Raw genomic sequence first — 21,925 nt, 5'->3', positions numbered from 1 at the left:
CCGGCGCACCCCGGCCCGCGGCCGGCCAGCGCACCGGCGCCGCGCCGGCGGTCCCCCGGCAGCGCACCGCGCCGCCCGCCGCACCCCAGCACCAGGAACCCAGGCGCCAGGCCCCGCCCAAGCACCAGGAGCCCAAGCACCACACCGCGCCCAAGCACCAGGAGCCCAGGCGCCAGGCCCCGGCGAAGCACCACAGCGCGCCCCGGCACCACAGCGCGCCGCACGGCACGAGCACCGGCTACGTCGCACCGGTCAGCGGCGTCAGCCCCAGCACCGCGTACGGCACGGCGGGCTCCCACTGGGCCAGCGGCTACCACACCGGCGTCGACTTCCCGGTCGGCATCGGCACGTCGGTCAAGGCGGTCCACACCGGGCGGGTGGTGTCGGCGGGCTGGGGCGGCTCGTACGGCTACCAGGTGGTGATACGCCACCCCGACGGCCGGTACAGCCAGTACGGGCACCTGTCGCAGGTGTCGGTCCGCGCGGGGCAGCAGGTCGCCACCGGCCAGCAGATAGGCCGCTCCGGCTCGACCGGCAACGTCACCGGGCCGCACCTGCACTTCGAGATCCGCACCGGCCCGGCCTACGGCTCGGATATCGACCCGATCGGCTACCTGCGCGGGCGCGGCGTCAGCCTGTGACGCGGGCGGCCGCGCGGGCGCCCCGGTCCGCGCGGGCGCTCGGTCCGCTCAGTCCGCGGTGAGCCGCGCCAGCAGCGCCCGGAAGTCGCGCTCGAAGGCGTCGTAGGCGCGCCGGAGCGCGACTCCGGGCCAGTCCCCGGGCAGCAGCCGGGCGGGCAGCACCGGGTCGGCCAGGAGGTGCCGCAGCACGGCCGCCGCGGCCGTGAACCGGTCGGCCGGCCCCTCGGCCCGCTCCAGCGCGTCCCGCAGGCTCCACGCCTGCCGCGCCCAGCCGTCCAGGTCCCACAGCCGGGCCGCGAGGTGGGCCGGGTCGCCCTCGGGCGCGCCGGTGAACAGCGCGCACTGCCCGGCGACGACGGGCGGTCGGGTCCGCACCAGGTTGGCCGGGCGCAGCCAGGTGCCCTCCCGCAGTTCGGCCAGGCGCAGCGCGGCCATCGCCTGGCGCAGCGCCGCCCGCTCCCCCGGGTCGCGGCGCTCGGAGGTGACGACCGCGATCTCCCAGCCGCCGTCCCAGCGCCGGGTGCGCGGCGCGCGGCTGTCGTCCTGCCACGCCTGGCGGGCCAGCAGGCGCTCGGTGAGCTGGTAGGCACCGCCGTGGTGGCGCAGGTCGCCGGCGGCCACCATGCGGGTCAGGGCGACCCGTACGGACCCCTCCGCCACGCCGAAGAGGGCGCCGACGCGCACCAGGGCGCGGGCGGGCAGCCGCGGCGGGTGGTGGCCGAGCAGCGTGCTGAGCACGATCGACCGGGCGGTCAGCGGGCGCGGGCGCGCGGGCGCCGCCGCGTGGGACACGCCGGGGCCCGCGGCGGTGTGCGCGGCCGCCGCGTCGGCGTCGGCGCCGGTGGCGGGCGCGGCGCGGGGCGCGGTGTCCGGGCGGGTGCCGCCGCCGGTGTTCATTACGGCCGCCTCATCACGCATGATGTTAAGTGTAAGGGTCCCAGCCGGGTCGCGCCGCGCCGCGCCGTCACCGAGAGGTCGGATCATGAGCCCCACCCACGAGGTCCTCAACCAGGCCCCGCCCCTGACCGGTTTCAGCACGGCCGACGAGCCGGCGCTGCTGGAGGCCCTGCGGCGCGACGGCGGGGCCTGGGGCGAGCAGGAGGTCCGGCGGCTCGGCGAGCGGGCCGGCTCGGCGGAGGTGCGGGAGTGGGCGCGGCTGGCCGAGGAGCACCCGCCGGTGCTGCACACGCACGACGGGTACGGCCACCGCGTGGACGAGGTCGAGTACCACCCCGCCTACCACCAGCTGATGGCCGCGGCCGTCGGCAGCGGACAGCACGCGGCGCCCTGGGCCGAGGAGCGCCCGGGCGCGCACCTGGTGCGGGCGGCGAAGTTCTACGTCTTCGCCCAGGCCGAACCCGGCCACGGCTGCCCGGTGTCCATGACGTACGCGGCCGTGCCGGCCCTGCGCGCCGAGCCGGAGCTGGCCGCCGCGTACGAGCCGCTGCTGGCCTCCCGCGACTACGACTTCGGGCTGCGGCCCCCGCTGGGCAAGCGCGGCCTGGTCGCCGGCATGTCGATGACGGAGAAGCAGGGCGGCTCGGACGTGCGCGCGGGCACCACCCGGGCGGTGCCCGAAAGCGACGGCACGTACCTGCTCACCGGCCACAAGTGGTTCACCTCCGCGCCGATGAGCGACGTCTTCCTCACCCTGGCGCAGGCCCCCGAGGGCCTGACGTGCTTCCTGGTGCCGCGCGTGCTGCCCGACGGCACGCGCAACCCGATGCGGCTCATGCGGCTGAAGAACAAGCTGGGCAACCGCTCCAACGCGTCCGCCGAGATCGAGTACGAGCAGGCCGTGGCCTGGCGGGTCGGCGAGCCGGGCCGGGGCGTGCGCACCATCGTGGAGATGGTCAACATGACCCGCCTGGACTGCGTGCTCGGCTCGGCCGCGGGCATGCGCGCGGGCCTGCGGCAGGCCCTGCACCACGCCGCGCACCGGCGGGCCTTCGGCGCCGAGCTGATCGACCAGCCGGCGATGCGCGGCGTGCTGGCGGACCTGGCGGTGGAGTCCGAGGCGGCCACGGTGCTGGGCCTGCGGCTCGCGGCGGCCCTGGACCGGGCGCGGGCGGGCGACGCGTCGGAGGCGGCCTTCCGGCGGCTGGCGCTCGCGGCGGGCAAGTACTGGGTGTGCAAGCGCGGCAGCGTGCACGCCGCCGAGGCCCTGGAGTGCCTGGGCGGCAACGGCTACGTGGAGGACTCCGGCATGCCGCGCATCTACCGCGAGGCGCCGGTGCTGTCGATCTGGGAGGGCTCGGGCACGGTGGCGGCGCTGGACGTGCTGCGCGTGCTCGGCCGCGAGCACGGCGCGCTGGACGCCGTGCTCGCCGAGGTGGACGCGGCGGCCGGGGCCGACGCGCGGCTGGACGCGGCCGCCGCCCGGCTGCGCGGCCTGCTGCCGGAGCTGGCCGACCCCGGTCGGGCCCAGCTGCTCGCCCGCCGGCTGGCCGAGCAGATCACGCTCCTGGTGCAGGGCAGCCTGCTGGTGCGGCACAGCCACCCGGCGGTCGCCGACGCGTTCTGCGCGACGCGGCTGGGCGGCGACTGGGGGCACGCCTTCGGCACCCTGCCGCCCGGCGCGGACCTCGGCCCCATCCTGGAGCGGGCGCGCCTGAAGCAGACCGCGGACGGCCGGTGAGGAGCCCCGACCGGCCGGCCGCGGCGGGCCGGGCGCCGGGCGGGCCTCACGGCACGGGCACGGCCAGCACGCGGCGCAGCGGGTCGTCCGGCAGCCAGCCCTTGCGCTTCCACTCGCGCGGGTAGCCGACCGACACCTCCTGGAACTGCACCCCGTCCTCCTCGGTGATCCGCGGTATGTGCAGGTGGCCGTAGACGACGGTGGCCGCCCGGTAGCGCACGTGCCAGTCGGCGGTCAGCTCCGTCCCGCACCACAGGGCGAAGTCCGGGTAGCGCAGCACCTCGGTGGGCAGCCGGGTCAGCGGCCAGTGGTTGACCAGCACGGTGCGCGCCTGCGGGTCCACCGCCTCCAGCCGGGCCCGCGTCTGCTCCACCCGGGCCCGGCACCAGGCGTCTCTGGTGGGGTACGGGTCGGGGTGCAGGAAGTACTCGTCGGTGCACACCACGCCGGCCTCGTGCGCGTGCGCGAGCGCCGCCTCCTTGGTGGACGGGTTCAGGTCCGGCACCCGGAAGGAGTAGTCGTACAGCAGGAACAGCGGCGCGATGACCAGCGGGCCGCCGCCGCCCTCCCACACCGGGTAGGGGTCCTCCGGGGTGGCGACGCCCTTGGCGCGGCACATCTCGACCAGCGCCTCGTAGCGCCGCACGCCGCGCAGCTCCACCGGGTCCTTCGGGTGCGACCACAGCTCGTGGTTGCCCGGCGCCCAGATGACCTTGGCGAAGCGCGAGGCGAGCAGGCCGAGGGCCCACTCGATGTCGGCGAACACCTCGCCGACGTCCCCGGCGACGATCAGCCAGTCGTCGTCGGAACCCGGCCGCAGGCGCTCCACGATGGCGCGGTTCTCCGCGTAGGCCACGTGCAGGTCGCTGATGGCGAGGAGTTCACCTCGGTGCGTGCCGCCCATTGTCTCTCCTGTCGTACGGTGCGGTGGCGGTCGGGATGCGTCGGGTCGCCGGCGGGCGGCCCGGCGGGGGCCGGGTGACCGGTGAGCGGCCGGCCGGGATAACCTCGCGACTGTGGTGGACAGGCTTCCCGCGTCCTTCGAACGCGGTACGGACGGCCCGAAGGTCATTCTCGCCGGGCTCGACGGCTCCGATTCCTCGTGGCGCGCCACCGCGTACGCCGCGGGACTGGCCCGGCGGCAGAACGCGCTGCTCGTCGTGGTGTACGTGCAGCCGGTGCTGGCCGGGAGCGCGGCGCTGGGCGCCGCCGTGGCCGAGACCACCGAGGAGGTCGCCCAGCAGCTGCTCGCGGAGCTGCGGGAGGCGACGGACCGGCTGCACGGCGCGTTCGAGGTGCGCTGGGAGTTCCACACCCTGCGCGGCGACCCGTACAGCGGCATCGCCTCCGCGGCCGACGAGCTGAAGGCGGACGCGGTGGTGGTCGGCGCGTCGGAGCACGCCGGGCACCGCCTCGTCGGCTCGGTCGCGGTCCGGCTGGTGAAGTCCGGGCACTGGCCGGTGACCGTCGTGCCCTAGCGGCGCCGGTGCGCGGCGCCGCCCGCGCGGGGCGGCGTCCCGGTCGCGGGCCCGCGCGCGGTGCGGCACGGTGGAGGTGACGACCGGATCGTCCCCGCCGTCTTCTGGGAGGCCGCCATGCCGCACCACACCTACCGGGTCACCGAGATCGTCGGCACGTCGCCCGACAGCCTGGACGACGCCATCCGCAGCGGCATCGGCCGCGCGGCGCAGACCCTGCGCAACCTGGACTGGTTCGAGGTGGCGCAGATCCGCGGCTATCTGGAGGACGGCCGGATCGCGCACTACCAGGTGGGACTGAAGGTCGGCTTCCGCCTGGAGGACACGGATGCGGGGCCGGGCGACGCGGCGTCCTGAGCGCGGACCGGCGCTGCGGGCCGGTCCCGCGGACTCAGCCACGGGCGGCTCCCGTCCGCCGACCGCTCTCGCTCCGCGCATGCCCCATCCGCCGGTCCCCCCGTCCGTCCTGGTCCCTCGTCAGTCCCGTCGCGCTGCCGTGCGGCCGTGCGCACGGCTGCACAGCAGCGTACGGGAGTCGGCCGAGGGGTTTCGAGAGACGGCGGTCACGGGTCCGCATGGCGGCCCGGGGGCGGCCACGCGGTGACCGGCGCGGGACCCGGCCCACGGCGCGGCGCGACGGCCGCCCGGCTACGGCCGTAGCCGGGCTACGGGGTGCGGCCCACGCGCGTGCGGACCAGTTCGCCCCAGCGGCCCGCCGGGGTCCGGGCGGTCAGCGGGGCGGTCTCCATGCCCGCGCCGCTCCGCAGCCCGCCCAGGAACTCCTCGATCGCCTCCACTCCGGTGTGCCGCGGGCGCCAGTCCAGTTCGGCTCGGGCGCGGCTCGCGTCCATCAGCGGCAGCCGCAGCACCGCCTCGAACAGGTCCGGCGAGGCGGGCACCAGCCGCAGCCGCCAGGCCGCGGCCAGGGCCCGCCGCGCGGCGGCGCGCGGCAGGCGCACCACGCGCGCGCCGAGGAGTTCGGCGAGCACGCGCGCGTCGATCGGCGGGCCGGCCGCGAGGTTGAAGGCGCCGCGCACGTCCCGGGTGAGCGCGCGCCGGAAGGCGTCGGCCGCGTCGTCGGTGTGCAGGGCCTGGAAGTACAGGCCGGAGACGTCCGGTACGACCGGCAGCAGGGCCGGGCGGACCAGCCGCCGGGGGACGAGGGGGCCCATGAACAGGCGCCGCTGCTCGGCGGCGGCCTGCTCCTTGAACAGGAAGCCGGGCCGCATGCGCACCACGCGGATCTGCGGATGCTCCCGCTCGTACCCGTCCAGCACCCGCTCCAGGTAGGCCTTCTCGCGGCAGTAGGCGGCCTCCGGCCAGCCGTGGGTGGGCCAGGACTCGTCGACGGTGCGCCGGCCCGGCCCGGGCGAGTACGCGCCCACGGACGAGGCGTACGCGAGCACCGGCACCTCGGCGGCCGCGGCCGCCTCGAAGACGCGGACCGCGCCGAGCACGTTGGTGCGCCAGGTGAGGGCCGGGTCGTGGGTGGGCTGGAAGAGCCAGGCGAGGTGGACCACCGCGTCGGCGCCCTCGAAGTGCCGGACCAGGTCGGTGTCCTCCCGGCCGATGTCGGCCCGGGCCCACGTCGTCTTCACCGGGGTCCAGTCGGGTACGCGGCGGGCCACGCCGACGATCGACGTGACGCCGGGGTCCTCGCCGAGCGCCTTCAGGACGCTCGTGCCGACGTTGCCCGTGGCCCCGACGACCACGATCCGCCTGCCGTGCGCAGTGCCCATGGTTCTCACTCCTTCTCCCCGGCTCTCGCGGGTTCCCCCTGCCTGCGCCCTGAAAAGCGGGCCGCCCGGCGCTCAGGCCGCCACGCCCACCAGGGTCCGGGCGGCGGCGGCGATGGCGTCCGCGTCGATGCCCGCCTCGCGCAGCTGCTCGGCCGGGGTGGCCGAGGCGGGCATGGTGCGCACCGCGAGCCGGACCAGGCGGGGCACGGGGCGGCCGTCGGTGAAGGCGTCGAGGACGGCGTCGCCCAGGCCGCCCTCGGGGTGGTGGTCCTCCACGGTGATCAGGCAGCCGGTCTGGTCGGCGGCGGCGCGCAGGGTCTCGGCGTCCACCGGTTTGACCGAGTACAGGTCCACCACGCGCACCCGGACGCCCTCGGCGGCGAGCCGGTCCGCGGCCGCGATCGCCTCGTGCACGGTCACGCCCGCGGCGACCACGGTGACCCGGTCCTCGTCCGAGGCGCGCGGGAGTTTGCTGCCGCCGATGGGGAACCGCTCGTCGGGTCCGTAGATGACGGGCGTGCCGCCGCGGGAGGTGCGCAGGTAGCGGACGCCGGACCGGTCCGCCATGGCGGCGGTCAGGCGCGCGGTCTGGTGGGCGTCGCACGGGTACAGGACGGTGCTGCCGTGCACGGCGCGGAAGGCGGCGAGGTCTTCCAGCCCCATCTGGGAGGGGCCGTCCTCGCCGATGGCCACGCCGGCGTGCGACCCGACGAGGTTGAGGTTCGCGGAGCTCACGGCGGCCATCCGCACGAAGTCGTGGGCGCGGGTGAGGAACGCGGCGAAGGTGGCCGCGTACGGCACCCAGCCGCGCGCCTGCAGGCCCACGGCGGCGGCCACCATCTGCTGTTCGGCGATGTAGCACTCGACGTACCGGTCGGGGTGCTCGGTGGCGAAGGACTCGGCGCGGGTGGAGTCGGCGACCTCCCCGTCCAGCGCGACCACGTCGCCGCGCGCGGCGCCGAGGGCGGCCAGCGCCTGCCCGTAGGCGTTGCGGGTGGCGACCGTGTCGCCCACGTCGTAGCGCGGCAGCACCACGGGGCGGGCGGGCGGCGGCCACGCCGGGCTGACCCGCGGCGGTGCGTGGACGGACACCCGCAGGTCGCGTACGCCGCCGAGTTCGGCGACGGCCGCGTCGGCGTCGGGCACCGGCTTGCCGTGGTGGCCCTCCCGGTCCTCCACCGCGGCCACGCCGCGGCCCTTGCGGGTGCGCGCGAGGATCGCCGTGGGCTGGCCGGAGGTGGACAGCGCCTCGCCGTACGCGCGGTCGATCGCGGCGCAGTCGTGGCCGTCGATCTCGACGGTGTGCCAGCCGAAGGCGTGCGCGCGGCGGGCGTAGGCGGCCAGGTCCCACTCGTGCCGGGTGGGGCCGCGCTGGCCGAGCCGGTTGACGTCCACGACGGCCGTGAGGTTGTCCAGCCGCTCGTACCCGGCGTGCTCGAACGCCTCCCACACCGAGCCCTCGGCCAGCTCGCTGTCGCCGCACAGCACCCACACCCGGCTGGGCACCCGGTCCAGGCGGGCGGCGGCGTGGGCCAGGCCGACTCCGACGGGCAGCCCCTGGCCCAGCGACCCGGTGGCCACGTCCACCCACGGCAGCCGGGGCGTGGGGTGGCCCTCCAGGCGGCTGCCGAGCGCGCGGAAGGTGAGCAGTTCCTCGTCGCCGATCGCGCCGGCGGCCTTGTACAGGGCGTACAGCAGCGGGGAGGCGTGGCCCTTGGAGAACACCAGGTGGTCGTTGCCGGGGTGGCCGGGGTGGCCGAAGTCGTAGCGCAGGTGGCGGGCGAGCAGCACGGCCATCAGGTCGGCCGCCGACATCGAGGAGGTGGGATGGCCGGATCCGGCGGCCGCGGCGGCGCGCACCGAGTCCACGCGCAGCTGCTGGCCGAGCTCGCTGAGCTGTTCGTCTCGCATGTCCGTCCTTCCGGGGGTCTTCCTGGGGCCGTCCGCGCGGCGTCCGGGGGCCGGGCGGCGCGGACGGGCCCGGGGTGGCGGGGCGTCAAGGCGCCGCGCCGGCGGTCACTCGGGGCAGCCCGGCACGCGCGCCAGCTCCGGGGTCGCGGTGTCCAGCGGCACCGACCAGGAGCGCACCAGGCCGAGTTGCACGCCCTGCCGGGGCAGCGCCGCGTCCAGCAGCCAGTCCGACAGGACGCGGATCCGGTTGCCGGGCATGGCCGCGAGGTGGTAGCCGCGGGTGACGGCGCTGGCGACCGGGCCGGACAGCGGCACGTGCAGCGGGTCGGCGGCGGCCTGCGCGCCGCCCAGGTCGACGGTGAAGCCCAGGTCGCGGTGGCGGTACGGGCGCGGGGAGCCGTGGCCGAGGGAGGCGGCGACGTTGCGGCCGGCGAGCCTGCCCTGGGCTTGCGCGTGCTGCGCGGTCATGGGCGTGACCTGGCCGGGCCGGTTCAGGTCGGGCACGGCGGCCGCGTCGCCGCAGGCGAACACCTCCGGGTGGCCGGGCACCGTCAGGTACGGGTCGACGCACAGCCGCCCCCGGTCGGCCGACAGGCCCATGTCGGCCACGAGCGGGTCGGGCCGCACGCCGACGCACCAGATCAGCGACCGGGTGGCCACGAACTCGCCGTCGTCGAGCAGCACCCCCTCGTGGGTGGCCTCCTTCACCGACGTCTTCGTGCGGACCTCCACGCCGCGCTTGCGCAGCACCCGGTCGGCGGTGCGGGACAGGCGCTCGTCCAGTTCGGGCAGCACGCGCGGGGCGATGTCGAGCAGCAGCCAGCGCGGCGGCGGCCCGCCGCGCGTGGCGGCGCTCGCGCGGGCCAGCGCGTCGGTGAACGGCTTGCCGTGGGCGGCCACCTCGGTGCCGGTGTACCCGGCGCCGACCACCACGAACGTGCACCGCGCGGCCCGCTCGGCGGGGTCGCCCGCGGTCCCGGCCAGCTCGATCTGCCGGGTCATGTGGTCGCGCAGGTACAGCGCCTCGGGCATGCCGCGGAAGCCGTGCGCGTGCTCGGCGACGCCGGGGATCGGCAGCAGCTTGTTGACGCTGCCGACGGCCAGCACGAGCCGCTCGTAGCCGGTCTCCCCGCGCCCGTCCTCCGGGTCGCGCCAGCGCACCAGGCGCGCGTCGAGGTCCACCGAGTCGACCTCGCCGAGCACGAGGCGCACGTGCGGCAGGGTGCCGGTGAGGGACACCGACACCCGGCGGGGCTCCAGCACGCCGGCCGACACCTGGGGCAGCAGGGGCAGATAGAGGAAGTAGTCGTTGGGGTTGATCAGGGTGATCTCGGCCGCGCCGCGCAGTCTGCGCGACAGGGCTCGGGCGGCGTGGAAGCCGGCGAACCCGGCTCCGACGATCACGATGCGGGCTGGCTTCACGCGCGTCTCCCCAGGCGTACGTCCGTCACGGCCGCGACCGGCGGCAGCCGGCCGGGACGCTCCAAGTGCCCGTGGCGGCCGGGGCCAAACCCTCGGCCGGCAGCCCCGGCGCCGGCCCGGCGCGGGCCGCCCGGGGCCGCCCGCCGCCGCCCGGCCGGTGCGGACCGGCCGGGCGGCGGTCAGCCGGGACGTCGCGGGGGCGTCACCTGCGCTGGCCCGCCAGGGCCCCGGGGACCGGCTCGTCCCAGTCGACGCGGTAGCCGGTGAGCCAGTCCTCGGCGTCGCCGCGGGCCCGTTCCAGCCGCAGCGGCAGGATCGCGTCGCGCAGGGCGCGGCCCACCGGCCCGGGCGTGCTGCGGCGGGCCTGGTCCGCGCTGGCTGCCACCACCCGCTCGACCCGTTCGCGGCGCAGCCGCTCGTAGGCCGCGAAGGCGTGCCGCGGACGGCGCAGGTCGCGCAGGCACTTGGCGAGGACGACGCCGTCCTCCATGGCCAGCGAGGCGCCCTGGGCGACGTTCGGCGCGAGGGCGTGCGCCGCGTCCCCGACGATGACCGTGGAGTCGCGGTACCAGGTGGGCACGGAGGCGAGGTCGTAGGCGTGGAAGCCGGCGACGGAGTCGTCCGAGGCGCGCACCACGGCGGCGGCCGGGGTGTCGTCCTCCGCCAGCAGGGCCAGCACCCGCTCCCGCCACTGCGCGGCGGTGACGGCGGCGATCTCGGCCCGGGTCATCTCATCCGCGGGCACGTTGGCGAACCACCAGACCGCGCCGTCGGGCGCCACCGTGCCGCCGAACAGCACCCGCCGGCCGTAGACCATGGTGTACGCGTCCCGGGCCAGGGACGGGCCGCCGGCCGGGGTGTAGCCGCACACGGTGATCCGGCCGGTGTAGCGCGGCCGGGGCGCGGCGGCGTCGATGAGCCGGCGGATGGCCGAGTGGGTGCCGTCGGCGCCGACGAGCAGGTCGCCCTGGGCGCGCCCGCCGCCGGCGAAGGACGCCACGACGCGGCCGTCGGGCGCGGTGTGCGCGGCCAGCAGCCGTTTGCCGGGCACGATGTCTATGCCCCGGCGGGCCGCCTCCTCGCGCAGCGCCCGGTGCAGGACGGCGCCCTTGAGCGTGCGGGCCGCAGTGTCGCCCTCCTCCCGTACGCCGCTGAGGAGCCGGCCGCCCAGGTGCTTGCCGGTACCGCTGACGAAGTCGACGCGGGTGGCGGGGAAGGAGCGCTCCAGGACCGGCCCGTCGGCGCCGACGGCGCGCAGCGCCGCCAGCCCGTTGGCGAACAGGACGAGGAACGCGCCGGTGTCGGCCGCGTCGGCCGGGCGCGCCTCGTAGACCGTCGCGTCGATCCCGGCCTTCCGCAGGGCCATGGCGGTGACGGTGCCGGCGACACCGCCGCCGATGATCAGGGCATGGGTCATGGTGCTCCGAAGTGTGGCAGAAGGGGCGGAAACGGCGAAGAGACCGACCCGTGGGGAGGTTTGGCGGGGCGTCGGGGAACAGCTGGACGACGCCGTCGGCACAGCGCTATCAGGGCACCGGCGACGGCGTCCAGTCCCGTGTGCCGGACGGTCTTCCGGGCGCGCCGGGTTACGGTCGGGTACGCGCGGGATGCGTTATTTCAGCAGGCGGGACATCCTGCGGTCGGCGAGCGGACGGCCGCCGGTCTGGCAGGTGGGGCAGTACTGGAACGCCGAGTCCTGGAAGGACACCTCGCGCACCGTGTCGCCGCACACCGGGCAGGGCTGTCCGGCGCGGCCGTGCACGCGCATGCCGCCGCGCTTCTCCGCCTTCAGCTCCTCGGCCGCGAGGCCGCGGGAGCGCTCGACCGCGTCCCGCAGTACGGTGCCCATGGCCTCGTACAGGGCGGCGGTCTCCTCCTCGGTGAGGTCGGCGGCGATGCGGTAGGGGGACATGCGGGCGGCGTGCAGGATCTCGTCGGAGTAGGCGTTGCCGATGCCGGCGAGGACGCTCTGGTCGCGCAGCAGGCCCTTGATCCGGTGCCGGGCGCCGTGCAGCAGCCCGGCGAAGCCGTCGAGGGTGAAGTCCGGGTCCAGCGGGTCGGGGCCGAGCCGGGCCACGCCGGGCACCTGCTCCGGGTCGTGGACGCAGTACACGGCGAGCCCCTTGCGGGTGCCGGCCTCGGTGAGGTCGAAGCCGTAGCCCTCCGGCCCGGCCAGCCGCAGCCGCAGGGCCAGCGGGCCGCGGCCGGGCCGCGGCGGCGCCTGCGGCAGGCCCTCCTTCCACCGCAGCCAGCCCGCGCGGGCGAGGTGGACGACCAGGTGCGGCCCGCCGGCGGTCAGGTCCAGGAACTTGCCGCGCCGGCGCACCGCGGTGAGGGCGCGCCCTTCGAGCGCGGTCAGCGGCGGGTCGTACGTCTTGAGCACGCTGACCGCGACGGGGTGCACGCGGGCGATCTCCCGGCCGACCGCGCGCTCGGCCAGCAGCGCGGCGAGGGCCTCGACCTCGGGCAGCTCCGGCATGCCTCCAGTCTGCCGCGCCCGCGGGGCCGGGCAACCGGTGGGGCCGCCCGGCGCGCCGGGCGCCGCTGCCCGCGCACGGTGACGCCCTCGTGCGGTCACGCGCGGGTGAGCGGTGTCCACCAGGCGCGGTTGTTCCGGTACCAGGCGACGGTTTCGGCGAGCCCTTCCGCGAACGGCACGGCGGGCCGGTAGCCGAGCCGTGCGGAGATCTTCCCGGAGTCGACGCTGTAGCGCAGGTCGTGACCCTTGCGGTCGGGCACGTGGCGCACCATCGACCAGTCGTGGCCGAGGGTTTCCAGCAGCAGTCCGGTGATGTCGCGGTTGGTCAGCTCGGTGCCGCCGCCGATGTTGTACACCTCGCCCGGCTCGCCCTTTTCGGCCACCAGCGCGACGCCCCGGCAGTGGTCGTCGACGTGCAGCCAGGTGCGCACGTTCCGCCCGTCGCCGTACAGCGGCACCCGCCTGCCGTCCAGCAGGTGGGTCACGAAGAGCGGAACGAGCTTTTCGGGGTGCTGGTAGGGCCCGTAGGTGTTGGAGCAGCGGGTGACGCAGACGGGCAGGCCGTGGGTGCGGTGGAAGGCGCGCGCGAGAAGGTCGGCGGACGCTTTCGAGGCGGCGTAGGGGGAACTGGGGTTGAGGGGCGCGTCCTCGCTCCACGACCCGCCGGATATGGACCCGTAGACCTCGTCGGTGGAGACGTGCACGAATTTCGCCACCCCGGCGGCGAGGGCCGCGGCGAGCAGGGTGTGGGTGCCCAGCACGTTGGTCCTGACGAATTCCTCCGCGCCGGATATGGACCGGTCGACGTGCGACTCGGCGGCGCAGTGGACCACCAGGCCGGCGCCGCGCAGCACCGCGGCCACCAGGGGCGCGTCGCAGATGTCGCCGCGGACGAAGCGCAGCCGCGGATGGTGCGCCACCGGGGCCAGGTTGGCCTCGTTGCCCGCGTACGTGAGCTTGTCGAGCACCACGACCTCGGCGTCCGCGCAGGCCGGATAGGCGCCCGCCAGCGCCTGTCGTACGAAGTGGGAGCCGATGAAGCCCGCGCCCCCGGTCACCACGATGCGCACTGGACCCCCTCTCAGCGGTCTTCGGTCCGCGCTGTCCCCCGGGGCTCCGCCGCCGGTCCTGGCCGCCGGAGACCCGGTTCACGGCCGACGCCGGCGCCGGCGGATCCCTTCCGGACGGTGATTCTCCTCGCCAGCAGGCTAACCGCGGGTACCGGCCAGGTCCGCAGCACCCGCGCGTACCGGCCGGGCGGCGCTCCCCGCCCGGCGCGCACCGGGCTGCCGACCGGATGAACCGGCGCCGGCCGACGGCCCGCGTGCGCGGGCCGCGGTCGGCGGAGGTGATACGGATAGCGCAGGCGCAGCGGGTCGACGCGGACGGGAGCGGGCGTGGAGTGGTTCACCGCATCCGGCTACTGGCTGAGCAGGCTGGTCTTCCAGCGCGCGCTCGCCGTCGTCTACCTGGTGGCGTTCGTCGCGGCCGCGGCGCAGTTCCGGGCACTGATCGGCGCGCGCGGCATGCTGCCGGTGCCGCGGTTCACCGCGCGCGTGCCCTTCCGCCGCTCCCCCAGCCTGTTCCACCTGCACTACTCGGACGGCTTCTTCGCCGCCTGCGCGTGGCTGGGCGCCGCGCTGGCCGCGGCGCTGGCCGCCGGGGCCGCGGACCACGCGCCGCTGGGCGCGGCGATGGCGGCGTGGGCGGCGCTGTGGCTGCTGTACCTGTCGATCGTCAACGTCGGGCAGGTGTGGTACGGGTTCGGGTGGGAGTCGCTGCTGCTGGAGACGGGCTTCCTGGCGGTGTTCCTGGGCAACGAGCGGGTCGGCCCGCCGGTCCTCGTACTGTGGCTGCTGCGCTGGCTGCTGTTCCGGGTCGAGTTCGGCGCCGGGCTGATCAAGATGCGCGGCGACCGCTGCTGGCGGGACCTGACGTGCCTGTACTACCACCACGAGACGCAGCCCATGCCGGGCCCGCTGAGCTGGTACTTCCACCACCTGCCCGCGCGGCTGCACCGGGTGGAGACCGCGGCCAACCACGTGGCCCAACTCCTGGTGCCGCTCGCCCTGTTCACCCCGCAGCCGGTGGCGAGCGCGGCGGCCGGGGCCGTCGTGGTCACGCAGCTGTGGCTGGTGGCGTCCGGCAACTTCGCCTGGCTGAACTGGCTGACGGTTCTGCTCGCGCTCGCGGCCGTCGACGGGCGGGCGGCCGCGGCCGTCCTGCCGCTGCCCGACCCGCCCGCCCTGCCCGCCGCGCCGGCCTGGTACGAGGGCGTGGTGCTCGCTGTGACCGCGCTCGTGCTCGTGCTGAGCTACTGGCCCGCCCGCAACCTGGCCTCGGGCGGGCAGGTGATGAACTACTCGTTCAACCCGCTGCACCTGGTCAACACCTACGGCGCCTTCGGCAGCGTCAGCCGCAGCCGGCGGGAGGTGGTGATCGAGGGCACCGACGAGCCGGTCGTCACGCCCGGGACGGTGTGGAAGGAGTACGAGTTCCGGGGCAAGCCGGGCGACGTGCGCCGCCTGCCGCGCCAGTTCGCCCCGTACCACCTGCGTCTGGACTGGCTGATGTGGTTCGCCGGGCTCTCCCCGGCCTATGCCCGCCAGTGGTTCGCGCCGCTGGTCACCCGCCTGCTGGAGGGCGACCGGGCGACGCTGCGGCTGCTGCGGGCGTGCCCCTTCCCGGACGCGCCGCCGGTGCACGTCCGCGCGCGGCTGTACCGGTACCGCTTCACGACCCGCGCGGAGCGGCGTGCCACCGGCGCCTGGTGGCACCGCACCCTGGTGCGGGACTTCCTGCCCCCGGTCTCGCTGGACCGGCCCGGCGGCGCGGGGCCCCGGTGAGGGCCTTCACCGGGCTACGCGGCCACGCGGGCCACCTCGATGACGAACAGGCTGCTCGCGGTGGGCCGCACCTCGCGGATCTCCAGGCCGGCCTCGGCCAGCAGCCGGACCAGGTGGCGCCGGGTGTGCTTCCGGCCGCCGACGTTGAGCAGCAGCAGCAGGTCCATGCCGGTGGTGACCTTGGGCTCCGGGCTGTCGTCGACGAGGTTTTGCACCAGCACCGCGCGGCCCCCGGTGCGCAGCGCGGCGGCCACGTTCCGCAGGGTGGCCACGGTCCGCTCGTCGTCCCACTCCAGCAGGTTCTTCAGGATGTACAGGTCTCCGGAGGGCACCCCGTCCAGGCAGCTGCCGCCGACCAGCCGCACCCGCCCGGCCAGCTCGCCGCCCGGCCGCAGGGCCGGGTCGGCCGAGGCGACCACGGACGGCAGGTCGTGCAGCACGCCGTGCAGGGCGGGGTGGCGCTCCAGCAGGGTGCGCAGCAGGTGGCCGCGGCCGCCGCCGACGTCCACCGCGACCCGCACCCCGGTGAGGTCCAGGGCGCCGGCGACCATGTCGGAGGTGTACGAACTGGACTGGGTCATCGCCCGGTTGAAGATCTCGGCGGACTCCGGGGCGTCCTCGGACAGGTACGCGAAGAACTCCTTCCCGTACAGACCCGGGAAGACCCGCTCGCCGGTGCGCACCGCGTCCTCAAGGTGCGGCCAGGCCCGCCAGGTCCACGGGGCGACCGTCCACAGCACCTGGTAGCGCACGCTGTGCGGGTCGTCCTCGCGCAGCACGCGGGACAGCGGGGTGTGCCCGAAGCGGTCCTCGGCGGCCTCCTCGAACACGCCGTGGGCGGCCAGCGCGCGCAGCAGCCGGGCCAGCGCCCCGGGGTGCAGGTCGAGGCGGGCGGCCAGTTCGGCCGCCTCGACGGGCTTGTCGTCGATCTCGTCGGGGACGCGGAGCCGGACGGCGGTCATCATCATGGCGGAGACCCACAGGCCCATCGCCAGTTCCTTCACCCGGGCGGCGGTCGCCAGCTCGGGAGCGTAGGTGGTCTCGGTCACGGGTTCGTCGCCTCTCGTGCTGCCCATCGGGGTCCCTTCCGCGGCGCTCAGGGCTGCCGGACGCCGGCGTCGCGCTGCCAGTGGTAGAACTGCCGGGCGGACGCCTCCTGGACGCTGCCCCAGGCGCCGTCGTACGGCGTGACGTACTGGTCCATCGCCTGGCTGATGGACTGGAACAGCGGGTGGTCGTGCTGGGGGGTGAGCCGCCTGGCCAGGGGCTCGTCGGACTGGACGAGGTGGAAGTACAGGTCGCGGAAGGTGAGCAGCCGCCGCTCCCGCACGCCCACCAGGTCGGGCAGTTCGGTGCCGTCGGACTCGGCGAACAGGCGGCTGATCGCGGCCTCGCTGCCCGGCTGCTTCAGCCGGGCGACGATCAACGTCGTGGCCATGGGGGTCTCCTCGGGGGTGTCGGGGGTGCCGGGGTCCCGGCGTGGCGCGTCGGGGCGGGCTCAGGTGGCGCTGCGGGCTCGTGCCTCCACGCGGTCGCGGATCAGCTCCATCTGGATCCTGGTGTTGCGGTTGATGTGCTCGGCCATGGCCGCGTCGTCGGCGGGCGCTTCGGGCTTCATGTGGAACTCCTGCACCCAGCGCATCCGCACGCCGCCGTCGGCCGGGGTGAACTCCCAGAAGATGTCCATGAACGCGAACGGCCCGGTCTCCACCCGGCGGGAGCGGACGGTGTACGTCGCCGGGTCGGCGGTGCGCTCGGACACCCAGCTCCAGGAGATGCCGTCCTCGTCCGGGTGCATGGTCAGGCGGAAGGTGACGGTGTTCCCCTCGCGGTGCAGGATCTCGGCCCTGGCGTACTCGCTGAACAGCCGCGGCCAGGACTCGACGTCGTTGGTGATGTCCCACAGCAGGTCGATCGGGGCGTCGACGACGATGGAGTTGTCGGTGCGCGCGCGGTCCTCGGTCATGTGAGGGCTCCCTCCTCGCCCGCGAGGCAGGCGTTGACGACGGCGACGGTGTCCCGCGGGGTCCTCATGCGGCTGAGGGCGTCGTCGGGCAGCGTCAGGTCCAGGGTGTTCTCGATCTGGGACTGGATCTCCAGCACGGCCAGCGAGTCGTAGCCCAGCGCGGCGTACTCGGTGTCGGGGTAGTCGGCGTCGGCGTACCCGGCGTCCTCCGCGTCGTCGCCGCCGCCCGCGCTGCCGTGCATGATGCGCTTGAGGTCCTCGATGGTGAACTCGGTCATCTCTCTCCTTGACTGGCCGGGTCCGGGTGCTGTCAGGCCCCGCCGTCCGCCACCGCCTCCCGTACGACCAGGGCGGCGTTCATGCCGCCGTGGCCGCGGGCGACCACGAGGACCGTGCGGACCGGCAGCGGGCGCGGCTCGCCCACGACCAGGTCGATCCGGTGGTCCGGGTGCGGGACGACCGCGGCGGCGGTGGGCGGGACGACACCGTCCCGGATGGACAGCAGGGCGGTGGCGACGTCGAGCGCCGCGCCGCCGTACAGCCGGCCGGTCAGGGACTTGGGGGCGGTGACGGGCACGCCGCGCGGGCCGAAGACCCGGGCGAGCACGTCCGCCTCGGCGCGGTCCAGGTCGGGCACGGCCGCGGCGTCGGCGAACACCGCGTCGACGTCCTCCGGCCGCGTGCCGGCGTCGCGCAGCGCGCCGAGCACGGCCCGGCGCAGGCCCGGCTCGCGGCCCGAGCCGGGCGGCGGGTCGAAGGTCGCGGCGTGGCCGGCGATCTCGCCGTAGGGCCGCCGGGCGCCGCGCCGCCGCGCGGCGGCCGCCTCCTCCACGATCAGCAGCGCGCCGCCCTCGCCGGGCAGGTGCCCGCGGGCGCGGGCGTCGAAGGGCAGGTAGGCGCGGTCCGGTTCCCGGCAGGTGCTCAGCCGGCCCGTGGACAGCTGGGCGACCAGGCCGTACGGGCACAGCGAGGCGTCGGTGCCGCCGCTGACCACCAGCCGCGCGCCCTCGCGCAGCACGCGGCGGGCGTGCGCGAGGGCGTCGAGCGCGCCGGCCTGCTCGGCGGCCACCACGCCGCACGGGCCGCGCATGCCGTGCCGGATGGAGATCTGGCCGGTGGTGGCCGCGTAGAACCAGGCGATGGACTGGTAGGCGCCCACGTGCCGCGGGCCGCGCGACCACAGCCGCTCGATCTCGTTCTGGCCGAACTCGGTGCCGCCGGAGGAGGACGAGGTGACCACCGCCATGTCGTACTCGGGCAGTTCGGCGGGGTCGGCGCCGGCGTCGGCGAGGGCGGCGTCGGCGGCGGCCAGCGCCATGTGGGTCCAGCGGTCGGTCTGCACCGCCAGGCGGCTGGGGATGTGCTCGCGGGTGCGGAAGGCGGGGATCTCGCCGGCCAGCCGCACCGGGTAGCCGGAGGCGTCGAACCGGCTGATCGGGCGGAGGCCGCTGACCGCGCGCAGCGTGTTCGACCAGTACTCCTCGGTGCCGATGCCGTTGGCCGCGACGATCCCCAGGCCGGTGACGACGGCGGTGGCGGCGCGCGGCGGTGCGGCCGTCTCCGGCGGCAGGGCGGTGCCGGCCGTCACCGCTGCCTCCCGGGGCGGGTGAGCACCATCGCCGNGCCGGCCGTCACCGCTGCCTCCCGGGGCGGGTGAGCACCATCGCCGTCTGGAAGCCGCCGAAGCCGCTGCCGACGGACAGCACCGCGTCCATGGTGTGCTGACGGGCCGTCAGCGGCACGTAGTCCAGGTCGCACTCGGGGTCGGGGGTGTGCAGGTTGGCGGTGGGCGGCACGGCCTGGTGCTCCAGCGCCAGGGCGCAGGTGGCGATCTCGATGGCGCCGATCGCGCCGAGCGAGTGCCCGATCATGGACTTGATGGAGCTGACGGGCACCTCGCGGGCCCGCTGCCCCAGGCCGCGTTTGAAGGCGGCGGTCTCGTGCCGGTCGTTCTGCCGGGTGCCGGAGCCGTGCGCGTTGATGTAGTCGATGTCGGCCGGGGCGAGCCGGCCCCGGTCCAGGGCGACGCGGATGGCCTCGGCCATCTCCCGGCCGTCGGGTTTGAGACCGGTCATGTGGAAGGCGTTGCTGCGGCTGGCGAAGCCGGCGATCTCGGCGTAGACGTGCGCGCCGCGGGCCAGGGCGCGGTCCCGGTGCTCCAGCACCATCACGGCCGCGCCCTCGCCGAGCACGAAGCCGTCCCGGTTGCCGTCGAAGGGCCGGGAGGCGTGCTCGGGGTCGTCGTTGTTGGGCGAGGTGGCCTTGATGGCGTCGAAGCAGGCGGAGGTGATCGGCGAGACGGGCGCGTCGGTGGCGCCCGCGATCATGACGTCGGCGGTGCCCTCGGCGATGAGCTGCTGCCCGTAGCCGACGGCGTCGAGCCCGGAGGTGCACCCGGTGGATATCAGGTTCACCGGCCCCTCGGCGCCGCACGCCCAGGCGGTCTCCACGGCCAGCGTGCTGGGCACCATGTAGCCGTACAGCTGCGGGACGCCGTAGCGGTGGTCGACCAGCCTGAGCCGGCCGCCGTCGCTGAGCACGACGTACTCCTCCTCCAGGCCCGTGGTGCAGCCGACCGCGCTGCCCAGGCTCACGCCGGTGCGGTGCGCGGGCAGGCCGCCCGGGGCCAGGCCGCTGTCGCCCAGCGCCTCGCGGGTGGCCACGACCGCGAACTGCGCGGCCCGGTCCATCCGGCGGATCTCCTGCGGCGTCAGGCCCTCGGCGGCCGGGTCGAAGTCGCACTCGGCCGCCACCTGGGAGCGGAAGCCCGCGGGGTCGAACAGGGTGATGCGCCGGGTCGCGGTGCGCCCGTCGGTCAGCAGTTTCCAGAAGCCGTTCGTGCCGATCGCGCCCGGTGCCACCACGCCTATCCCGGTGATGACGACGGGGCGCGTCACCGTGCCTCCTCGGCGACGCGTGGTGTGACGGTCTCGGTGTCCACGTGGCCCAGCTCCGGGCGGGGCGCCAGCGGCGAGAGGTGGAAGACGAGCTTGGCCTGCACGGTGCCGGTGTTGCGCACCCGGTGGCGCATGCCGACGGGGATCATCAGCCCCTGGTCCTCGCGCAGCGCCCGCGCCTCGCCGTCGAGGTCGACGGCCAGCTCGCCGCGGACCACGAACAGGAACTCCTCGGAGTACGGGTGGTAGTGCTCGGCGACGTACTCGCCCGGCTCGATGAGCGCCACGCCGAGGAAGCCGGAGGTGGAGCCGACCGTCTTGGGGCTGAGCAGCGTACGCAGGTCTCCGCCGCGCCGGCGGTTGGGCTGGGCGTCGTCGAGGCTGACGACGGCGACATCCTGGGGGCTCACGCTTCCTCCTGGGACTTGACGGCGTACGGGTGGGTCTCCTGGCAGGCGCCGGGCCGGGCGCCGCGCCGGGTCAGGACTGGGCGGGGGCGCCCGTACCGTGGACCGGGGTCATCGCGCAGCCGGTGAAGAACGCGCGGAACCCGCTGTCGGTGGTGAGGTCGTGTCCGGTGGCCAGCAGCCGGTTCAGCCGCGCCCCGAGGCCGGAGTACGGGACGACGCGCGCGAGGCTGTCCAGTTCCTCCCGGGCCGCCGCGGTGGCCTCCCAGAACCGCACGACGGTGTCGCCGGCGCCGAAGACCGTGCTGCTGACCAGAGACGACGCCAGGTGCCGGGCCGTGCCGGGGGCGACTCCGGCCGCCAGCACGCGGCGCAGCTCACGGCCCCGGCCCGGCCGCACCGGGTACAGCAGCGCGCGGCGGTGCACGCCGGGCGGCGTCGGCTCGGAGTGCGCGTAGTGGGCGCAGCGGGTGAGCCGGGCGCGCACCAGGTAGGAGGCGGTCGGCAGGGAGCCGGGCATGTCGCACAGCGCGCGCAGCGCGCCGGAGGCGGCGGCGTCGGCGGTGAGGCGGCTGACGAGCCCGTCCAGTCCGCCGGCGGCGGCCTGGACGTGCAGGACGCGGCCGGGCGCGGTGAGCGTCGCGGGCGGGCCCGCGAGCCCCCGGTCGGCGGCGGCCTGGCCGAGCCGGCCCAGCAGCCTCGCCGTCCGGGACTCGTTGCCGGGCGCCACGGGGACTCCCAAAGCCACCCGCTCCATCGACAGACCTCCCGGTGGGTGTGCGGATCCGGCGCGTACGGGGTGGAGCTCCCGGCCGTCCGCGAGGACGTCCGATGGACCGAGCCTGCACACCTCCGCTCAGGAAGCGGACAGGATTCGCACAAGGCCGACGCCGCCCGCGGGTCGGTCCGCTCAGGGCACGCGGGCGCGGCGCGGGGCGGGGTCGCACGGTGCGAGGCGGCACGGGGCGGGGTGGCACGGCGCGGGGTGGCCGGCGTGCGGGCGCGTCAGGCGCCGTCGGCGGCCGGCGGGGGCGCGGCGCCGCCGGGGTGGCCGGCGCCGGGGGGCGGGGCGGCGTCGAAGGGGGCGTCGGGGAAGCCGCGGGCGAGGTCGACCCGGGAGCGGATGCCGAGCTTGCGGAAGATCTGCCGCAGGTGGAAGCCGACGGTGTGCGGGGACAGGAACATGTGCGCCGCCGCCTGACGGTTCGTCATGCCCTGGGCCACCAGGCAGGCGACGGCCCGCTCGGTGTCGGTCAGGCTCGCCCACCCCGAACGGGGGCGCTCGGCGGGCGTCCAGTGCCGCCGCCGCACCCCCGCCCGGCGCAGCCGGCGGCGCACCCGGGCGGCGTCCCGCTGGGCGCCCAGGCGGGCGTACCCGGCCATGGCCCGGTCCAGCGCGTCCACGGCGGCGTCCCGGTCGCAGCCGGGGGCCGAGCCCACGTCCTCGGCCGCGGAGGCGCGGGCCCACGGGTCGGCGTGCTCGTCGGCCGCCCGGCGCAGC

Annotated in this window: 22 protein-coding genes; 5 read left to right on the top strand and 17 right to left on the bottom strand. The window is 76.1% G+C overall.

Features of this window, described 5'->3' with window-relative positions; translation table 11 throughout:
- The coding region (locus tag RKE29_RS14755; RefSeq protein WP_312005735.1) for a peptidoglycan DD-metalloendopeptidase family protein at positions 1-641 on the top strand (641 nt) is incomplete at its 5' end.
- 48 nt (positions 642-689) lie between these two features.
- Here the strand turns inward: RKE29_RS14755 and RKE29_RS14750 are convergent.
- The gene (locus RKE29_RS14750) at positions 690-1,559 is read right to left on the bottom strand and encodes a PaaX family transcriptional regulator C-terminal domain-containing protein (RefSeq protein WP_312005733.1); all 870 of its coding nucleotides are present in this window, start codon (positions 1,557-1,559) and stop codon (positions 690-692) included.
- A 64-nt stretch (positions 1,560-1,623) separates the two neighbouring features.
- Between RKE29_RS14750 and RKE29_RS14745 the strand changes: the two genes are divergently transcribed.
- On the top strand, positions 1,624-3,279 hold the full coding sequence (locus RKE29_RS14745) for an acyl-CoA dehydrogenase family protein (protein ID WP_312005732.1): 1,656 nt from the start codon (positions 1,624-1,626) through the stop codon (positions 3,277-3,279).
- 46 nt (positions 3,280-3,325) lie between these two features.
- Here RKE29_RS14745 and RKE29_RS14740 read toward each other — a convergent pair whose 3' ends face one another.
- On the bottom strand, positions 3,326-4,183 hold the full coding sequence (locus tag RKE29_RS14740; protein WP_312005731.1) for a metallophosphoesterase: 858 nt from the start codon (positions 4,181-4,183) through the stop codon (positions 3,326-3,328).
- A gap of 112 nt (positions 4,184-4,295) precedes the next feature.
- Here RKE29_RS14740 and RKE29_RS14735 point away from each other — a divergent pair, with 112 nt between their 5' ends.
- A complete protein-coding gene (locus tag RKE29_RS14735) occupies positions 4,296-4,757 on the top strand; it encodes a universal stress protein (RefSeq protein ID WP_312005730.1) in 462 nt (153 codons plus the stop codon).
- A 117-nt stretch (positions 4,758-4,874) separates the two neighbouring features.
- Positions 4,875-5,114, top strand: coding sequence for a dodecin (locus RKE29_RS14730; protein WP_312005736.1), 240 nt, complete (start codon positions 4,875-4,877; stop codon positions 5,112-5,114).
- Positions 5,115-5,422: 308 nt separating this feature from the next.
- On the opposite strand, the gene RKE29_RS14725 is transcribed toward RKE29_RS14730, so the two are convergent.
- The 6 genes from RKE29_RS14725 to rfbB all read right to left on the bottom strand — a co-directional run bounded on the left by RKE29_RS14725 (position 5,423) and on the right by rfbB (position 13,378).
- On the bottom strand, positions 5,423-6,496 hold the full coding sequence (locus RKE29_RS14725) for an NAD-dependent epimerase/dehydratase family protein (protein ID WP_312005729.1): 1,074 nt from the start codon (positions 6,494-6,496) through the stop codon (positions 5,423-5,425).
- Between the two features lie 72 nt (positions 6,497-6,568).
- The gene (locus RKE29_RS14720) at positions 6,569-8,407 is read right to left on the bottom strand and encodes a transketolase (protein ID WP_312005728.1); all 1,839 of its coding nucleotides are present in this window, start codon (positions 8,405-8,407) and stop codon (positions 6,569-6,571) included.
- 105 nt (positions 8,408-8,512) lie between these two features.
- Entirely contained in the window at positions 8,513-9,829 is a 1,317-nt protein-coding gene (locus RKE29_RS14715) for an NAD(P)/FAD-dependent oxidoreductase (RefSeq protein ID WP_312005727.1), read from the bottom strand.
- A 202-nt stretch (positions 9,830-10,031) separates the two neighbouring features.
- Positions 10,032-11,246 (bottom strand): FAD-dependent monooxygenase, encoded by a 1,215-nt coding sequence (locus RKE29_RS14710; RefSeq protein WP_312005725.1) that lies wholly within the window; start codon positions 11,244-11,246, stop codon positions 10,032-10,034.
- Positions 11,247-11,441: 195 nt separating this feature from the next.
- Complete coding sequence (locus RKE29_RS14705; protein ID WP_312005723.1) at positions 11,442-12,308, bottom strand: DNA-formamidopyrimidine glycosylase family protein; 867 nt, start codon at positions 12,306-12,308, stop codon at positions 11,442-11,444.
- A 95-nt stretch (positions 12,309-12,403) separates the two neighbouring features.
- A complete protein-coding gene (gene rfbB / locus RKE29_RS14700) occupies positions 12,404-13,378 on the bottom strand; it encodes a dTDP-glucose 4,6-dehydratase (protein WP_312005721.1) in 975 nt (324 codons plus the stop codon).
- 327 nt (positions 13,379-13,705) lie between these two features.
- On the opposite strand from rfbB, the gene RKE29_RS14695 reads away from it, so the two are divergent.
- Positions 13,706-15,154 carry a lipase maturation factor family protein gene (locus RKE29_RS14695; RefSeq protein WP_312005720.1) on the top strand — a complete coding sequence of 483 codons (1,449 nt, stop codon included), beginning with the start codon at positions 13,706-13,708 and terminating at the stop codon, positions 15,152-15,154.
- A 14-nt stretch (positions 15,155-15,168) separates the two neighbouring features.
- Here the strand turns inward: RKE29_RS14695 and RKE29_RS14690 are convergent, their stop codons facing one another.
- From RKE29_RS14690 to RKE29_RS14650, 9 genes are all read right to left on the bottom strand, one after another.
- The gene (locus tag RKE29_RS14690) at positions 15,169-16,230 is read right to left on the bottom strand and encodes a methyltransferase (protein ID WP_312005719.1); all 1,062 of its coding nucleotides are present in this window, start codon (positions 16,228-16,230) and stop codon (positions 15,169-15,171) included.
- A 20-nt stretch (positions 16,231-16,250) separates the two neighbouring features.
- The gene (locus tag RKE29_RS14685; RefSeq protein WP_312005717.1) at positions 16,251-16,592 is read right to left on the bottom strand and encodes a TcmI family type II polyketide cyclase; all 342 of its coding nucleotides are present in this window, start codon (positions 16,590-16,592) and stop codon (positions 16,251-16,253) included.
- A 60-nt stretch (positions 16,593-16,652) separates the two neighbouring features.
- Positions 16,653-17,120, bottom strand: a complete 468-nt coding sequence (locus RKE29_RS14680) for an SRPBCC family protein (protein ID WP_312005716.1) — start codon at positions 17,118-17,120, stop codon at positions 16,653-16,655.
- A complete protein-coding gene (locus RKE29_RS14675; RefSeq protein ID WP_312005714.1) occupies positions 17,117-17,398 on the bottom strand; it encodes an acyl carrier protein in 282 nt (93 codons plus the stop codon). The genes RKE29_RS14680 and RKE29_RS14675 overlap by 4 nt, the downstream gene beginning before the upstream one ends.
- Positions 17,399-17,430: 32 nt before the next feature.
- Positions 17,431-18,708 carry a ketosynthase chain-length factor gene (locus RKE29_RS14670; RefSeq protein ID WP_312005711.1) on the bottom strand — a complete coding sequence of 426 codons (1,278 nt, stop codon included), beginning with the start codon at positions 18,706-18,708 and terminating at the stop codon, positions 17,431-17,433.
- Positions 18,709-18,751: 43 nt separating this feature from the next.
- On the bottom strand, positions 18,752-20,017 hold the full coding sequence (locus RKE29_RS14665; protein ID WP_312005710.1) for a beta-ketoacyl-[acyl-carrier-protein] synthase family protein: 1,266 nt from the start codon (positions 20,015-20,017) through the stop codon (positions 18,752-18,754).
- Positions 20,014-20,427, bottom strand: a complete 414-nt coding sequence (locus RKE29_RS14660) for a cupin domain-containing protein (RefSeq protein ID WP_312005704.1) — start codon at positions 20,425-20,427, stop codon at positions 20,014-20,016. Before RKE29_RS14660 ends, RKE29_RS14665 begins: the two co-directional genes overlap by 4 nt.
- 70 nt (positions 20,428-20,497) lie before the next feature.
- Entirely contained in the window at positions 20,498-21,166 is a 669-nt protein-coding gene (locus tag RKE29_RS14655; RefSeq protein ID WP_312005703.1) for a SchA/CurD-like domain-containing protein, read from the bottom strand.
- Positions 21,167-21,429: 263 nt separating this feature from the next.
- The coding region (locus tag RKE29_RS14650) for a helix-turn-helix transcriptional regulator (RefSeq protein WP_312005702.1) at positions 21,430-21,925 on the bottom strand (496 nt) is incomplete at its 5' end.

The sequence above is a fragment of the Streptomyces sp. B1866 genome (assembly GCF_031932565.1).
GTDB lineage: Bacteria > Actinomycetota > Actinomycetes > Streptomycetales > Streptomycetaceae > Streptomyces.
Note: the sequence above shows the minus strand (reverse complement) of the source record. Positions and strands in the feature narration are given on the sequence as shown.

Excerpts from the sequence above, each read along its gene's own strand:
- RKE29_RS14750 (WP_312005733.1), bottom strand. The coding sequence starts at position 1,559 with ATGCGTGATGAGGCGGCCGTAATGAACACCGGCGGCGGCACCCGCCCG.
- RKE29_RS14745 (WP_312005732.1), top strand. The coding sequence starts at position 1,624 with ATGAGCCCCACCCACGAGGTCCTCAACCAGGCCCCGCCCCTGACCGGT.
- RKE29_RS14740 (WP_312005731.1), bottom strand. The coding sequence starts at position 4,183 with ATGGGCGGCACGCACCGAGGTGAACTCCTCGCCATCAGCGACCTGCAC.
- RKE29_RS14730 (WP_312005736.1), top strand. The coding sequence starts at position 4,875 with ATGCCGCACCACACCTACCGGGTCACCGAGATCGTCGGCACGTCGCCC.
- RKE29_RS14725 (WP_312005729.1), bottom strand. The coding sequence starts at position 6,496 with ATGGGCACTGCGCACGGCAGGCGGATCGTGGTCGTCGGGGCCACGGGC.
- RKE29_RS14720 (WP_312005728.1), bottom strand. The coding sequence starts at position 8,407 with ATGCGAGACGAACAGCTCAGCGAGCTCGGCCAGCAGCTGCGCGTGGAC.
- RKE29_RS14710 (WP_312005725.1), bottom strand. The coding sequence starts at position 11,246 with ATGACCCATGCCCTGATCATCGGCGGCGGTGTCGCCGGCACCGTCACC.
- RKE29_RS14705 (WP_312005723.1), bottom strand. The coding sequence starts at position 12,308 with ATGCCGGAGCTGCCCGAGGTCGAGGCCCTCGCCGCGCTGCTGGCCGAG.
- RKE29_RS14690 (WP_312005719.1), bottom strand. The coding sequence starts at position 16,230 with ATGGGCAGCACGAGAGGCGACGAACCCGTGACCGAGACCACCTACGCT.
- RKE29_RS14685 (WP_312005717.1), bottom strand. The coding sequence starts at position 16,592 with ATGGCCACGACGTTGATCGTCGCCCGGCTGAAGCAGCCGGGCAGCGAG.
- RKE29_RS14680 (WP_312005716.1), bottom strand. The coding sequence starts at position 17,120 with ATGACCGAGGACCGCGCGCGCACCGACAACTCCATCGTCGTCGACGCC.
- RKE29_RS14675 (WP_312005714.1), bottom strand. The coding sequence starts at position 17,398 with ATGACCGAGTTCACCATCGAGGACCTCAAGCGCATCATGCACGGCAGC.